This window comes from Chryseobacterium nakagawai (assembly GCF_900637665.1).
Classification (GTDB): domain Bacteria; phylum Bacteroidota; class Bacteroidia; order Flavobacteriales; family Weeksellaceae; genus Chryseobacterium; species Chryseobacterium nakagawai.
Window position 1 is genome coordinate 2,105,258 of sequence record NZ_LR134386.1, and the last position, 14,997, is coordinate 2,120,254.

General features: G+C 34.2%; 15 protein-coding genes. 7 read left to right on the forward strand and 8 right to left on the reverse strand.

Annotated features, from left to right (window positions below; all coding sequences use genetic code 11):
• Positions 1 to 58: 58 nt before the first annotated feature.
• Both EL260_RS09540 and EL260_RS09545 read right to left on the reverse strand, forming a co-directional pair.
• The gene (locus EL260_RS09540) at positions 59 to 1,243 is read right to left on the reverse strand and encodes a serine hydrolase domain-containing protein (protein WP_228445389.1); all 1,185 of its coding nucleotides are present in this window, start codon (positions 1,241 to 1,243) and stop codon (positions 59 to 61) included.
• A gap of 129 nt (positions 1,244 to 1,372) precedes the next feature.
• A complete protein-coding gene (locus tag EL260_RS09545; protein ID WP_123860025.1) occupies positions 1,373 to 2,227 on the reverse strand; it encodes a hypothetical protein in 855 nt (284 codons plus the stop codon).
• Positions 2,228 to 2,547: 320 nt separating this feature from the next.
• Here EL260_RS09545 and EL260_RS09550 point away from each other — a divergent pair, with 320 nt between their 5' ends.
• Positions 2,548 to 3,945: a phosphatidylinositol-specific phospholipase C gene (locus tag EL260_RS09550; RefSeq protein WP_123860027.1), complete on the forward strand. Its 1,398-nt coding sequence runs from the start codon at positions 2,548 to 2,550 to the stop codon at positions 3,943 to 3,945.
• A gap of 132 nt (positions 3,946 to 4,077) precedes the next feature.
• Here EL260_RS09550 and EL260_RS09555 read toward each other — a convergent pair whose 3' ends face one another.
• From EL260_RS09555 to EL260_RS09570, 4 genes are all read right to left on the reverse strand, one after another.
• Positions 4,078 to 4,836 (reverse strand): T9SS type A sorting domain-containing protein, encoded by a 759-nt coding sequence (locus tag EL260_RS09555; RefSeq protein ID WP_123860029.1) that lies wholly within the window; start codon positions 4,834 to 4,836, stop codon positions 4,078 to 4,080.
• A gap of 244 nt (positions 4,837 to 5,080) precedes the next feature.
• Positions 5,081 to 5,899 carry a DUF2314 domain-containing protein gene (locus EL260_RS09560; protein ID WP_123860031.1) on the reverse strand — a complete coding sequence of 273 codons (819 nt, stop codon included), beginning with the start codon at positions 5,897 to 5,899 and terminating at the stop codon, positions 5,081 to 5,083.
• A gap of 37 nt (positions 5,900 to 5,936) precedes the next feature.
• Positions 5,937 to 6,575, reverse strand: a complete 639-nt coding sequence (locus EL260_RS09565; protein WP_123860033.1) for a hypothetical protein — start codon at positions 6,573 to 6,575, stop codon at positions 5,937 to 5,939.
• A gap of 108 nt (positions 6,576 to 6,683) precedes the next feature.
• Complete coding sequence (locus EL260_RS09570) at positions 6,684 to 7,112, reverse strand: DUF4268 domain-containing protein (protein ID WP_123860035.1); 429 nt, start codon at positions 7,110 to 7,112, stop codon at positions 6,684 to 6,686.
• A gap of 140 nt (positions 7,113 to 7,252) precedes the next feature.
• Between EL260_RS09570 and EL260_RS09575 the strand changes: the two genes are divergently transcribed.
• The 4 genes from EL260_RS09575 (at position 7,253) to EL260_RS09585 (ending at position 9,141) form a co-directional block, all read left to right on the forward strand.
• Entirely contained in the window at positions 7,253 to 7,660 is a 408-nt protein-coding gene (locus EL260_RS09575; RefSeq protein WP_109712849.1) for an RrF2 family transcriptional regulator, read from the forward strand.
• An 88-nt stretch (positions 7,661 to 7,748) separates the two neighbouring features.
• Complete coding sequence (locus tag EL260_RS26110; RefSeq protein WP_262697004.1) at positions 7,749 to 7,880, forward strand: hypothetical protein; 132 nt, start codon at positions 7,749 to 7,751, stop codon at positions 7,878 to 7,880.
• Entirely contained in the window at positions 7,874 to 8,761 is an 888-nt protein-coding gene (locus EL260_RS09580; RefSeq protein ID WP_123860037.1) for a sulfite exporter TauE/SafE family protein, read from the forward strand. Before EL260_RS26110 ends, EL260_RS09580 begins: the two co-directional genes overlap by 7 nt.
• Positions 8,762 to 8,850: 89 nt before the next feature.
• A complete protein-coding gene (locus EL260_RS09585) occupies positions 8,851 to 9,141 on the forward strand; it encodes a putative quinol monooxygenase (protein ID WP_089733115.1) in 291 nt (96 codons plus the stop codon).
• A gap of 189 nt (positions 9,142 to 9,330) precedes the next feature.
• Here EL260_RS09585 and EL260_RS09590 read toward each other — a convergent pair whose 3' ends face one another.
• A complete protein-coding gene (locus EL260_RS09590) occupies positions 9,331 to 10,623 on the reverse strand; it encodes a T9SS type A sorting domain-containing protein (protein WP_123860039.1) in 1,293 nt (430 codons plus the stop codon).
• A 185-nt stretch (positions 10,624 to 10,808) separates the two neighbouring features.
• Entirely contained in the window at positions 10,809 to 11,624 is an 816-nt protein-coding gene (locus tag EL260_RS09595) for a T9SS type A sorting domain-containing protein (protein ID WP_123860041.1), read from the reverse strand.
• Between the two features lie 94 nt (positions 11,625 to 11,718).
• Between EL260_RS09595 and EL260_RS09600 the strand changes: the two genes are divergently transcribed.
• Positions 11,719 to 13,833 carry a TonB-dependent receptor plug domain-containing protein gene (locus tag EL260_RS09600; protein WP_123860043.1) on the forward strand — a complete coding sequence of 705 codons (2,115 nt, stop codon included), beginning with the start codon at positions 11,719 to 11,721 and terminating at the stop codon, positions 13,831 to 13,833.
• Positions 13,834 to 13,845: 12 nt separating this feature from the next.
• Complete coding sequence (locus EL260_RS09605) at positions 13,846 to 14,979, forward strand: HmuY family protein (protein WP_123860045.1); 1,134 nt, start codon at positions 13,846 to 13,848, stop codon at positions 14,977 to 14,979.
• Positions 14,980 to 14,997 lie beyond the last annotated feature (18 nt).

Below are 14,997 nucleotides of genomic sequence, written 5' to 3' on the forward strand. Positions count from 1 at the left end.
TGACCTTTTTATTTGTGTCTTTATACAAATATAGATAAAATGAAAAGAAGTTTTAAAGCTATTTCCGGAAATGATTCTGATATTTCTCTAACACATTCCATATTCCATAAAAAGCATCATTGCCTTTCTTATCCGAGAAATTAGTATTGAAGATCATAATTCTACCTAAATTATTTTTAGGATCAAAAAATAGCATCGACATTACCCCAGGATCTCCACCTGTATGACCAATATAGCCTGTATAACCAAATCCCATGAATATTCCTACATTGTAAGATTCGTTGTAAGGATTTTGAGTATTTCTTTCGGTAAAATTCGTAGCAGTAAGTTGTGGTGTGAAGTATTCTTTATAGCTTTTTGGGTTCAGGATTGTACCTTTTCCATTGTATCCTTTGATTAATTCAGTTAAATATTTACTTAAATCAGAAATATTGGTGATAAATCCTCCGTCAGGATAAGTTGCTGAAAGATAATAAGGCAGAACCGTTTTAGGATTTTCATAAAGTCTTGAGAATTTAGAAAACTGAATATCTTCGAATTTCCATCCTGAATCGTTCATCTGTAAAGGTTTCAGAATATATTCTTTGGTAAACGCACTGAATTCCTGACCGGTTGCCTGCTCAATAATAAAAGCAGCTAATGCAGTTCCCACATTAGAATATTCATAGATTTCTCCTGGTTTATGAGTGGAAAAACTATTTTCATTCCATTTTCCATGTTCTGATAACACATTTTCTAAAAAAGAACCCATTGTCAGGATAGAATCAGAAGGATTGAATACTTGCTCATCATCAAAAGTAAGCTTTGCTCCATTCAGGTTTTGTTTGGGCTTTAGAAAGTAATTTTTTGATAAATAAAATTCATTATCCAGAATAGAAGAAGTATGGGTAGCGAGTTGGCGGATAGTGATGGTTTTCTGAGGAAAATTAGGATTCACAGTTTTAAATGGTAAATACTTTTGTATCGGATCATCCAATTTCAGTTTTCCCAATTCCTGAGCTTTCAAAAGAGCGATTCCAACTAATGTTTTAGAAACAGAAGCAATATTTTGAATGGTATTGAGGGTGTAGGGTTTCTTTTCTTTAATATTTGAAAAGCCAAATCCTTTTTGATAAAGAGTGGATTGATCATTAACTATAGCCACTGAAAAACCATTAAAATTTCCTTGTTGATATATTTTGTTGATTTCCACATCTAAAGAATTTTGAACTTTATGATAAGCAGAAGTTGAATTGTTTTTCATGCCGTGACATGAAATCAAGGAAAGAGAAACTATTAAAAAGATGATAATTTTTATCATAAGATTTTAATAATAAGACATTTGAGTAATATGTTTTGTTACGGGTTATTAAGAAAATACTTCTCTACTGCATTAATATAATTCTTTTTTAAAACCTGAAAAATAATCCTTTTTTAGTTTTTCAGCATGCTTTAGTGAAGGCAGTCCTATGCTTTTTCTGTGTTTGTTTATGGTTGTAGAATCTATTTCTTTTAGAAAGGAACGTCCCATTCCATAGTAGGTACTTTTACCTAAAGAATGTTTGCCACCATCAACCATCATAGAGTAATATAGCGGCGGGCAGTCTCCTGATTTGATATATTCAAGTACCTTCTTTTCGAAATAAGGGTAAGAACTTTTAGAGTCGGCTATATGACTTAGCAATGTAAGCATAGGAAAACTGCCTATCTTCTGTTGTGAAGGGAACCCAAATTTTTCAAAGGTCCATTTGAAAAGAGCTGCATTTTTTTCTACATTTCTTCTCACCAGTGCTGTATCAAATGGTCTTCCTAGTTGGTCTCTTTTGAAGGCAACACGAAAAGAATCTATTAATTGCTGATTCAATTCTTTTTTCCAGTCTGCTATTTTCTGTATAACTTCTGTACTGTCTATATCATATTTTTTAAATAAGGGTAAGTATTTTTTATATTCATTATCGTAGGGAGATATCAAGGGAATTAATTTATATAGGCTTTTTTTTCCTCCAAAATCTTTATTGTATTTGTCCGAAAGTATAAGATAAGTGGAATATTCTTCAATTCTTTCCTGATTTTTAGGTTCGAATTCTTTAAAAAGTTCTTGATATTGCTGAATGGCCAAATTAGGATTATTAGCCATTCTGTAAATGCTGTCTATTTGATTTACTTTGTTATAATAAATAATATAGTTCTTTTTACATGAAGTTAATGTAAAAACAAAAATGACTAATATATAGAGAGAAAATTTCATATTATTAAATTAATTAAGAAAAGACTTTAACAGGTCTCTTTTAAGCTTTTATAATTGATTTTGTGGGCAGACTAAAAATATAAAATATTATTCAATTAATTCTAATAGGGTGTGAAAAATATACTGTATTAAATTGTTTATAAATAAGCAAGAAAAAGGAATAAAATGAGTTATGGTTTTTATTTATAATTAAGTAAAAATACCCGAATTCAAAACACGTATTTATACGCTATGAAAGTGCTTGTATTCCATCTAATTTTGTCTGGCAGGATAGGCTAATCTATCTGCTTTCTTCGGAAATATCACTAAATCATCATATCATGCCAACAAAACAACACAACAGATTTCTTCTCCAGATGATGGAGGGAGTGAGTAACTTAAAAATGGTCATTACAGATCATAGCGTTTCCTCTGGGCAACCTTGGGAAAATACGCCGGATATTATTCAGAAATCCGGAAATACTTGGGAAATTGACGTCCAGGCCGGAAGACACGGCACCGATACGGTGGCTCAATGGTTCAAAAGTAAGATATCAGGAGGTGATGCTATTGGATGCAGCTCTAATGATGCTTTGCCGGCTAAATTGAACTTTGCATTTACCTGCATCTTATCTTTCGATTACCAGAACAGGCATTGTGAGCTTCGTGATGTACAGATTGGGCAGGGGCACAATTCAAAATTGGAGAATAACTGGTGGATTGGGAGCCGAAATATTAAAAAGATATCGGGTACCTATATCTTAAGAACAGATGGTAATATGCATTTTAACTGTAATGTTTCAGTGTCCGGTGTGAACCAGTTTTATCTTAAGTTAAATGAGTCGGAGTGGATGAGTAAATTGGATCAAAATGTCTCACTGAAAGCTTTAAGTATCCCCGGAACACACGATTCAGGAACGTATAAAATCTCTTCTGCATCATTTGGAGCAAGGTGTCAGAACTATGACATTAGACAACAATTGGAAAATGGGATTCGTTTTCTGGATATCAGACTCGTGAATTCGTCCAATTCTTCTGATCCGCTAGATCTTTATCATGGTATTATTTCCTGTGGAGTTACTTTTGGTAATGTATTGGATGCCTGTCAGGCGTTTTTAAAGGATCATCCGTCTGAAACTATTTTAATGTCTGTAAATAATGAGAAAAGCGGCCAGGACATTTCTGATAATTTCATTCAATACCTTAAAAAATACAATACCCTTTACTTTCAGGGAAATGCCATTCCAAACTTAAATGAAACGAAAGGAAAAATTCTCTTTTTATATAGATTCGAACTTAATGCAGGAAACTCAGGAATTGATAAAAATAAAGTAGGAGTGAGGTTTGGAGCATGGCAGGATGATACGACTTTTGAAACAACGAATGCCAATGGACAGAAATTCTATATTGAGGATAATTATGAAAGTTATGATACCCACAAAAAAGTAAAATATGTACAGGAAAACCTGGAACGGGCTATGCAGAAAAATGCTAATAATGATGCTGTTCTGTATGTAAGCTTTAACAGTATTGCCTATGGCGTCTTCCATCATACTCCTTATCAATATGCGTGGGGAGGCTCAGGAGTTGATCCGGCCATGAATCCATGGCTGAAACAGTATACCCAATATTCAGGAAAGAAAAGATTGGGAATCATCCCGCTTGATTTTTATAACAACGGTGGTGGAAATCCAATTGAAAACGGGTTGGTTGATAATATTATTCAATCCAATCATTAATTTTTTTTGAACCGCAAAATTGGTTAAAAATACTTTACTCAAACGTTATATCTGTGGTTTTATATCATAATATGTAGATAAAAAAAGAGAAACGTTATAGTTTCTCTTTTTTTGTTAATGAGTATTTTAATTTTATTCTTTGATAAACTTAGAGCTTACATCTCCGATTTTATAAATGTAAAGACCATTAGTTAGGTTTTGTACATTCAGGGTAATAAGATCATCATGGCTGGAAAAAGTCTGGTTAATCACCAACTTTCCTGTTGTATCAAAAACTTCAACTTTACTAGCATTGTTTTGAGGATTATTGATCTTTAATGTAGTTTTCGCAGGAATAGGAAAGGCTGCTAATTTATTCTTTACCGTCATAATCTCTTTGTTCGCAAGAACCGTCGTAGGTAATGAATAGATTTCTGTTTGTTGAGTCGTCTCGTTAAGTAATTTTATCTTGTTGGTGTTATCTATTGGATCGTGATAGATTTTGGTATATTCAACCCTGTAAGTTCCTGGGAAATCTTTGATAATGGTACCATCTTCGTCAATGATTTTTAGCTTCGAATCAGGTGTGCCACTTTTATGGAAATAGACGATAAACTCAAGTTTGTCATTCGTATTGAATATATTTTTAGAAACCTGATAATCTAAATCAGGATGAAAAATCATCCATTCATAGCCTGCTGGCATTGTGATATTAAGCGTTTTGATATAATCGTAGTTTTGTCCGTAAATTTTTATGATAGGTTGATCTATCACTTGTGTACAATATAATAACTGATTGTCATTAATGTAAACGGCAGCATCTTCGTTAGCCGGAAAAGTATGTACTAAATTTATTTGTCCAAAAGCAAATCCTGTCGCTAGTAAGGCGATCGAAAATAAAAGTTTTTTCATGGTTAAGAATTTAATGAAATATTGAAATTTATTTGTTTTGAGTGTTTATAGAATGATGGAAGTAATGGTTATGTTCTTTCACGATTTAGCTTCACAAAAATAGTAAAATAATTAGAATTAATCATGGATCAAGCAGCTTTGACGATGAAATTAAATGTATTTAGTTCTTAATAAAAAAGAGAAGCTGTAAAGTTTCTCTTTTATTTTGTCTAATATTTTTCTAAGTTTTTACTCCTAATAGTTATTAATAATTTTCCAATACTGGAATAAGATGTTCCCAATTCAGCTCTTTAGCATAATCCAGTGCGGTTTTTCCCGCTTTAGATTGAACCGTTTTATCTGCTCCGGCTTCCAGTGCAGTCTGTACTGTGGTTAAGTTTCCGGCAATAGTTTCTCGGTGAAGAAGGGTCTGTCCATTGTCATCAATAAGTTTGATTTCATCCGGGTATTCCTGTAAGAATTTCGCAAAATCGTCTTTCATATTTCTGCTCATAGGATGCTCTACAAGATTTTCAGGCTCTTCTTCCTGGTTGTTTACCATAAGAATATTGTTGAAATCACCAAAATCCAGCTGCCAGGCATTGTCATGATCCTTTCTCTCTAAAGCAGACATATCTGAACGCATTTTCTGAATGGTAAAACCACCATAAGCTTTAGGAAGAGGTTCTGTAGATGATGAGAATAATTTAGAAAGACCTTTAGGCTTCTTTACATTGGGAGTAATGGCGAAAAGCCAGTCACTGATACCACTAAGAGGAATATCAATATAATCTCCCACCTGAACATTCTTTAAGGTGTTGGGTTCATTGATCAGATATCCTGTTACACGCTCACCGTCAAATCCAATATCATTGATCCACATGTGTTCAACAATAGTTTCTCCCGTTTCAGTGGTATCTGAAAAAAGAGCTTTTACACATGATACATTAAGTCCCGGAATGATTCTTCTGTATTCCCAGGATTGTTCACGCCAAAAATATTTAAAAGTTTCCTGTGCTTTCTTGTATGCTTCAATCATTTGCGGATCATCTCCATCCGCCCAAAATATAGGATTTTCTTCCATATAATAAATTGTGGTTTGGTGTATTGTTGAAATGTTTTTAGTTCTGATAGGTTTCCTTTGGAAGTAATGCGGCGGTTTTGTAATAGGTTATATCCACGGGGAATTGTTTCTGAAGCTCATGAAATGTTTCATAATCATAATGAGCCCAGTTCTGTTCGTTATCGGGATCTGATGTTTTATCAATAGCAAGTTCCAGTTTTCCGTCTTCCTGATAACTGCACTCTATAGCGGCATATTTTTCTCCGTTTTCATCCTTAGTATACCAGCATTTTACTGTTCTTTCAAGCTGTGGCTCATGAGTTTCATTGTCAATCACCTGTGAGCATATAAAATTTTCAGGGTCGTCAGTTTTAAAAACAGTTTTGGAGATTAGAGGTTTCTCGTCTACAGACAGTGAATATAGTTTATTGGTAGTAATGATGAATCCGTCAGCAGTTTCCTTTTTTTCGATGTCAAAAAAATCAGATTTTTCCTTTAGGTATTCCAGAACTTCATCCTCATTGTCTCCTTCATTTAAAAAATAATTGATGTTATATATACTTTCATCGTTGATGAATTCAATTTCTTTCAGTATATCGGAGTCATTTTCGTAATAATACAGATGGTATTCATCTAGCTTGGTAGCTTTGCTTTTGGAGATGACTTCTCCAAAAATGTTTTTGTACACTTTTCTCATTTTTAATCATGTTTAGTTTCATCTATTAGTTTAAGTGGTATAGAGCAAAGATAGTTTTCTTTTTTATCTTCTTCCAAAGTGTAAAACGGTATTTATTTCGTAATTATTTCATATGTCCTTTATAAAATCCTCATATTCGTAATAAAACCTTTCGAATCCATCCATTTTTTCGACAAAGAATTCAAAAATTTCCTGCCATGTGTTTCTATTGAAGACTGAAACCCCATGTTTTTCTACCCAAATACGGCTGATGACCTTTCCATTTTCCAATGTAAAATATTCGTCTTTCTGAAAATCTCCGATAAAATCTTTTAAAATATCTTCCAAAGACCATATCTTTTCATAATAAGCATTACGAAAAATCTCATCTTTCATTTCGATTTCAAGAGAAACCTCTGCTTTTTTGTTGTCTGCAGAGAATTTAAATGACATATCCTTGATCTTAGTATCATACAGGATCCATTTTCTTGGAAAGGATTTTCCAAAAGCTGTCCAAAATTCCTTTTTGAGTTGTTGTGCTTCTTGTTTACTGAACATAGGACAAACATAGCAATTTAATAGGAAAAAGGCAAAACTGCAATGCAACAAAACGATAAAAAATAATGCGATTAATGAGCTCTTTTGCAATTTTACCTTTTCGCTTAAACATGTTAAACAATTTTCTTATTTTTGCTGTGATGCTATCAAAAAAATCTCAATATGCGTTTAAGGCACTTTCATATCTTGTAGAAAAAAGAAATGAAGGTCCGGTTCTTATTTCCGAAATAGCGGAACACAAAAAGATACCTTTAAAGTTTTTAGAAAATATCCTGCTTGAACTGAAAAAAGCGGAGATCCTTGACAGTAAAAAAGGAAAGGGAGGAGGATACTTCTTGAGGGAAAATCCTGAAAATGTGAAATTAGCCAAAATTATCCGTCTTGTGAACGGTCCCATTGCCATGCTTCCGTGTGTAAGTCTCAACTTCTATGAAAAATGTGAAGACTGCAACGAAGATCATTGTGGCTTACATGATGTATTGATAGAGGTTAGAGATGCCTCACTGAATATTCTTGAGAAAAAAACTTTAATGGATTTGGTCGACTGATCTGATCCTTTTTTTTGAAATAATAGTCTACTTGTTTTGTAGGATAATATTTTTATTGGATATTTGCATGACTTCAAAAGAATAAATTATGATTCCAAAAGAAGATGCAGGTACTATAAACTCATGGCGGGCAGGAGATTTGCTGAACAGAACTATTGTTCCGGTAAACAATTCAGAGAGTGATAAACAAAACAAACTTACAATTTCAGAGCTATGGTGATTACAAAAAAGATTCAGATAAGGCTCAATATATTGTTAGTAACGATTGCTCTGGTATCAGCAGCCGTTTTTTCCCTATATGAGCTGGGCTATTTTGATGAGTTGCAGCAGATGTTGGCAAAAGATCATTATATTTTTTACTGGATGCTTTTGGTGGGTGTTTTTGCAGAGATTGTAGCAGGATCAATGGGGATGGGCTATGGCGTGATCTGTACCACCACACTGATGTTTCTGAACATTCCGCCTCATATTGTAAGCGCCAGTATTCATTCTGCGGAAAGCTTTACTACAGCAGCAGGAAGCGCAAGTCATATTAAGCTTAAGAATGTAAGCATAAGCCTGGTGAAGAAATTAGCTGTTCCTGCGGTCATTGGAGCAATTATAGGGGCTATTAGTCTTACTTATCTTGGCGAGTATTACGCAAAGATCACTAAAACAGTGATTGCTTTTTATACTTTATATCTTGGATTCCAAATCCTTTCCAATGCTTTTAAAGATAAACAGAGTAAAGCATTGAAAAGAAAGACTAATCTGACAAGACTTGGCGTGATTGGAGGATTTATAGACTCTTTTGCCGGTGGTGGTTGGGGGCCTTTGGTAACCGGAACACTTATTAAAAATGCTTTTACTCCAAGATTTGCAGTGGGAAGTTCTACTGTTGCGAAATTTATCCTGACCATTACAGCTGCTGTTACCTTTTTCTTTACTCTTGGAATTCAGCACTGGAATATTATCCTTGGGCTTTTAATAGGTGGAATTATTACCGCTCCTTTTTCCGCAATGCTTACTGCAAAGCTTCCGGTGAAGAAAATGTTTCTGGTCATTGGAGTTTTGGTGATTGTCATGAGTTCTATAACTATTTATAAATCAGTGTTCAGTTAAAAAATATGCTTGTGGATGTAAAAATAAATGGATCAAAAATAAATTTGATTTTGAAAATATTCTACTTTTACATCAATAAATATTAGAATATGAACTTACATATCATTGCACTTTTTAAGTTTAATGAAAATTATCTGATGGAAGCGGTAGAGCTTTTTCAAAATCTGGTGAAGGAAACAAGAAAAGAAGAAGGATGCCTACAGTACGATCTTGTTGAAGATAAAGACAATAAAGGAACATTTTTCCTGATTGAACTTTGGGAGAGTGTGGATCATCACAACAGACACAACGGTCAGGATCACCTGCTGGACTTCCGTAAAGATGCTTCCAAAATCATGGAAAGCGGGGTGGAGGTTTACAAAGGTTTTAAAATATATTAAACACTCTGAGTTTGGATAAGAAAGTTTAAATTAAAGACTGGAAGCTGGAAATTTCTTTTAGTTATAATTACCACTTCTGCCTACATCACTTACTTATCTGAACTTAAATTTTTTAATGAAATAAAGGCGGCTTCAGGATTCTGAAGACCGCCTTTTATTAGAAAAAATAGAAAGTATTTGAGTAAAATATTATTTTACAATAAGTTTTTTTGTTTCTGAAGTTCCTCCATAGGTAATTTTTACCAAATAATTTCCTGAAGGAAGCTGAGACAGGTTCAGATCTTGTCTGTAGAACCCAGCCTGATTAGTTAATTCAGCAGCATGCACCTTTTTTCCAGTTAGGTCGTATACTTCTACACTTCCTTTGTTGCTTGCTTTTTCTTTAACATCAAATAAAATTGTTACTTTTTTATCTGCTGTTGTAGGATTTGGATAGATTCCAAAAGAAGCTTTTTTACTTACTTCTGTGATTCCCAATGATCCGGTAATTTTTTTATACTTGAAAAACATATTTCCAGTGCTGGAACCATCACTTTGAGTGAAATACATTCTGTAATAATCATTCCCTTTTTTGACATAATACACAACGTTATTCTTCAAAGTAGTAATCACTTTCCATGAATGCCCAATTGTAGTAATATTGGATGAAAAATTATTGGCTGCAGGAATGTTTCCATCAGCTACCTGTTGAGTTTCAGGATCTACCATGGCAACTTTAAGGCCTGGGCTTTGGATAGCTCCTGCCACAGGATACATCTGAACCCCATTATAGAAGGTGAAATATTTTGTAAAGACTAAGTCCCACGCATTTTTTGAAGGTTCCATATTAGGAACTTTTGCTCCGGTATCGAATGAGAAATAGTTGAAATAAGCGTCATCAGTTCCGTTAGCTACAGTTCTTGTTTCAGTTGGTGTCCATGCAGTACCATCCCACTTGGAATATTTAAAAGTGTATCCTGAGAATGCGTCTTCAATAGCAAATTTAATATACGTTCCTGAAGCATATTTTAGAACAAAAATTGCTTTTCCATTAATATGGTGATTCACCGGATTATAAACTCCCCAGCCTGTAGAAGGAATATTGGGGTTAGGACCTGTAATAGGACCCTGTTCAAAGGCTCCCTGACTCCAATCCGTAATTTGATCAGGGTTATAAAGTGGCTCACCCCAAGAAGCTTCATTGTTTATATTGATATTATCCCATTCTGCTAAACTGGTTGCAGCGGTATATACTTCAATGTTCTTAGCATCATTAATTCTTGTTCCTGTTGCATAAGGAGAAACTCTATAGAATGCTACATCCCATGTAGTAGCAGATTGAGAAACGATATTTCCATCAGAAAAATTAAAGAATGAACGATTTTGATACCCACTTCCCAACGTCATATTTGCTTGTGTGTATCCTAATGCATCTGTCTGCGCTAACACAGTCTGTTGAACAGTAAGAGCAAGCAACGATGCCAATAATAGTTTTGTTCTCATAATTTATTTTTTAAATTCTTATTTAGAATGATTCAACAAAAGTATATAATTATTTTTAATCATTCTAAATAAAAACATGATTTTTATCGTGTTTTTATTAGAATTATCTTAGAACTTGGGTATAAAAAAGCCGAAAGGAATGATCCCTTCGGCTTTATTAAAGGCAAATAATAGTCTAATAAACCTTATTTTTTGATGAATTTTGATTGGATGATTTTTCCTTCAGCAGTTTCAATAGCGATGAAGTAAACCCCAGTCTGAAGTCCATTGATATTAAATTTTTGTCCGTTCAGTTTCCCTTCTGCTACTTTTAACCCAGCAGAAGAATAGATTTGAATGTTTTTAGGATCTTTCTTCGCTACAAAGCCAAGGGACGTATTGTCTGCATTAACAAAGAACTTAACTTCATTTTGGGCAACTGCATTGTCATTAACTCCCAAAGAACCTGTTGTATCATAGACAACATCATCAATTTGTACAGCTACGTGCATCGCTGAAGGTGTAAACTTAAACACAAGATACGAGGATGTAGATGCTGGTATAGGTACGTTTATATTCAGAATCGTTCCAATTGCAGATACTGTAATTGGATTTCCAACAGGAGTAAATGTTGACATATCTGTAGGATTAGATGCTAATCCTATCTGAATAGTTCCAGGACCAGGGGATGGAGATACCAAAGTTGTTGTAAACTTCAGTGTTTTGTCTCCTGCAGGAGCCTGGATCTGTGGAGAAATTAAATAAGAAGGATTTGTAGGGTTTGTTCCTGAATATGATTGAACAGCTCTGTTGGCACTAGTGTTCGTTACGATCATTCTTGGTGGAACCGGGAATGGGGCTTCATTCATAACCAGAGGAGCTACCACGGTAGACCAGCCAAACTGAGGGAAAGTGGTGTTTCCCGCAGTGAAGTTATCGAAGTTTTCGTTGATAGTTGGTACTTGTGCTTTAGCGGTAAAGGCTGTAAGTATCAATGCTCCTAAAAGTAATTTTAGTTTCATGCTGTTATATTTATTTAGAATTATTACACAAAAGTATATATTTATTTTTAATCATTCTAAATAAAGTTTTATATTTGTCGAAATTTTTACCCTTATGAAGAAGAAGGTGCTTTCCATTCTATCATTATCCATTGTTTTTTGGATGAATGCACAAGAAAAGGATTCTCTTAATCAAAAGAAAATAGAAGAAGTTGTCATTACAGGGCAATTTACACAACGATCCATTAACAAATCTATATATAAGGTTGAAGTAATAGATGCTGAACAGATCAAAAACATGGCGGCAACCAATGTAGCTGATGTTTTAAATCAAAGTCTTAACATTCAAATCACTCCGGATACCCGTTCAGGAAATTCTACAGCCACTATGATGGGATTGGATGGGAGCTATGTTAAAGTTCTTATTGACAATATTCCGGTCGTAGGAGATACAGGTTTAGGAAGTAATATAGACCTTACCAAACTATCATTGAATAATATCGAAAGAATCGAGATTGTCAAAGGAAGCATGGGAGTAGAATATGGAAATGGGGCACTTGCCGGGGTGATCAATATTATTACTAAGAAAGGCAGCTCAAAAAAGCTCAGCGTAAGAGCTTCTGCTCAGGAAGAGACCGTAAGAAACAATTATGATATCAAGAAAAAAGGAAATGGAAGGCATATCCAGAATATAAATATTGATTATAATATTGATAATAACTGGTTTGCGAATATCAACTTCAACCATAATCAGTTTATGGGCTATGAAGGAAATAAAATGGGCTATAAATATTTAGAAACTGATCTTAAAAGAGGATATGAATGGAATCCTAAAGATCAATATGATGCCTCTGCTTTGATTAGATATTCAAAAAATAAAACTTCCTTCTATTATAAACTTTCGTATTTGAATGAAGGATTCAATTTCTACAATCCTGAAGTAAATGTAGAGTCACTTAATGACGGAAACGGTGGGGCTTTGTATCGAAGCATGGACAGAAAATATAATACCAACCGATGGATTCACCAGTTTAATATTCAGACAAATCTGGGGCATATTCAGTATATGGGAGATTTTTCTTACCAAAACCAGGATAGAAAATTTCAGGATTATAATTATGATATTCCAAACAGATCTATTCTCAATAAAGAAGAAGAGCTGTCTTACTATAAAACAAATGTAATCTATTCAAGAGGAATGTTCAGTAATTTCCTTGATAATAAAACTTTCGACTTTCAATTGGGGTATGAATTAGATTATACGGATGGTTATGCTTCATTAATTGCCGGTAAATTTTTTACCAAAGCTATCAACAGAACTCTTTTTACCTACTCAAACTTTATTTCCGGAGAATGGAATATTTCTGATAAATTCTCTGTAAGACCAGGTGCAAGGCTTTCAGTAAGTGAAAAATTCAATAATCAGTTTAATTATTCCCTTTCTGCAAGATATAAAATTTCTGAGAATTCAAACTTGAGATTAGTGGCTGGTACAGCAAACCGTTTTCCTACTTATGAAGAGCTTTATACCTATTTCGTAAATCTTAATCATGACATTCAAGGAAATCCTGACCTGAATCCAGAAAAAGGGTTCTCTACAGGAGCATTTTGGGATCAGAGTTTTACAACAGGAAATGATTGGAAGATTGCCTATAGTGTCAGTGGTTTATATCTGGATGTAAGGGATAAGATAGAAATGCTTCTCATCAAAGATCCTTCTACTTACCAGTTTAGAAATATGGATAAATATAGAAATATGTTATTCTCAGCAAATGTTGATTTCAAAAAGGACCAATTGGCATTTTCCCTGAGAAGTGCTTTAGGGGGAACTTCGGTATCCATGAACTCAATGTATCATACTTCACCTACAGATTATCAGTACCAGGTACAGGCAGGAGCCACAGTTAACTATAAACTGAAAAATCCGGGAACTTCATTTGCCCTTTACTATAAATATACAGGTCCTGGAAGGATTTATGTATTTGAAAATGAGGCGAGTGGGTTTAAGCTTGGAAGAACAGATGGTTTTCATATGATGGACTTTATTGTAAGCCAGCCATTCTGGAAAGATCATCTGGAGCTTTCTGCAGGGGTAAAAAATATCTTTGATGTTACCAGTATTAATTCTACAGCGATGAAGGCTGATGCTCATGCTACAACAGCTCCTACAGGTATTGTGAATTTATATTATGGCAGAAGCTATTTTGCCAGATTAACGTTTCAATTTTAAATAAAAGTTACTATGAAGTATTTAAAAATATTTTCGATTTTTTCTGTAATGCTAGCGACACAGTCTTGTATTTCTGCCGATGAAGACAAAGTTCCTGCGCCTCCTATTACCGGTTCTTCGGTGAATGTACCTGTGGGAGGAGCTACTGAGCCCAATCAGGTGTGGATTGATCTGAGTGATATGGTTAAGGAAGAAAAAGAGCCTAGAAAAACTATTAATAAACGAACAGATTGGGACTTAGGATTTTATACAGGCGATGATTTCAGGGTAATTATCAACGGGTCTCTTGCGATGACGGTCATTAAAATACCTAATGCTAAAGATATCAGTAAGGTAAAAGAATCAGATGTAACAAACTTAAAAGATATTGCGCAGGTAGGAACATTTGATGCTGAAAATATGAAGTATGTAGATAATCCAAATGGCCAATTCCTAACTCAAACTTCAGGAATTGAACCAATCAAAGAAAATGATGCGGATAATCCTGTTTATTTAATTAATTTAGGAAGAGAAATTCCTCCTGCTGCTAATATTGGAGCGGGTTCTGTATCATTATCAGGTGAGCCGAGAGGATGGAAGAAAGTCCAGATTTTAAGAGCTACTAATGGATACAAAGTTCGTTATGCAGATCTTAATGCCGGAAGCGAAGGGATTAGTGAATATATCATAACAAAGGATCCTGAGTATAACTTTGCTTTTTTCAATCTTAAAACAGGAAGTCCTGCAAAGATTCAGCCTAAGAAAAAAAGCTGGGATTTGGCCTTTACTACATTTACTAATGAAGTATTTATGAGTCCGGGGAACAGTGCAGGTAGTTACTTTTATGCAGACTTTGTAACTATTAATAGCTTAGATGGAGTGAAAGCATATCAAGTAAATGTTACAGGAAATCTTGAACAAGCGTATGCCGCATTTAAATTAAAGGATGTGGACAATAATAAATTTATTTTAAATGATCATAGAGCGATTGGAGATAAATGGAGAACGACTACCGGGACAGCAGATAACCCTGTTCCATTTGTATATTCAGATCGTTTCTTTATTCTGAAAGACCCAAACGGTTTTTATTTTAAGCTGAAATTCACTTCTATGAAGAATTTAAAAGGAGAGCGTGGCTTTACATCTTTCGCATTCGATCCATTATAATAAATCAAATAATAGTAT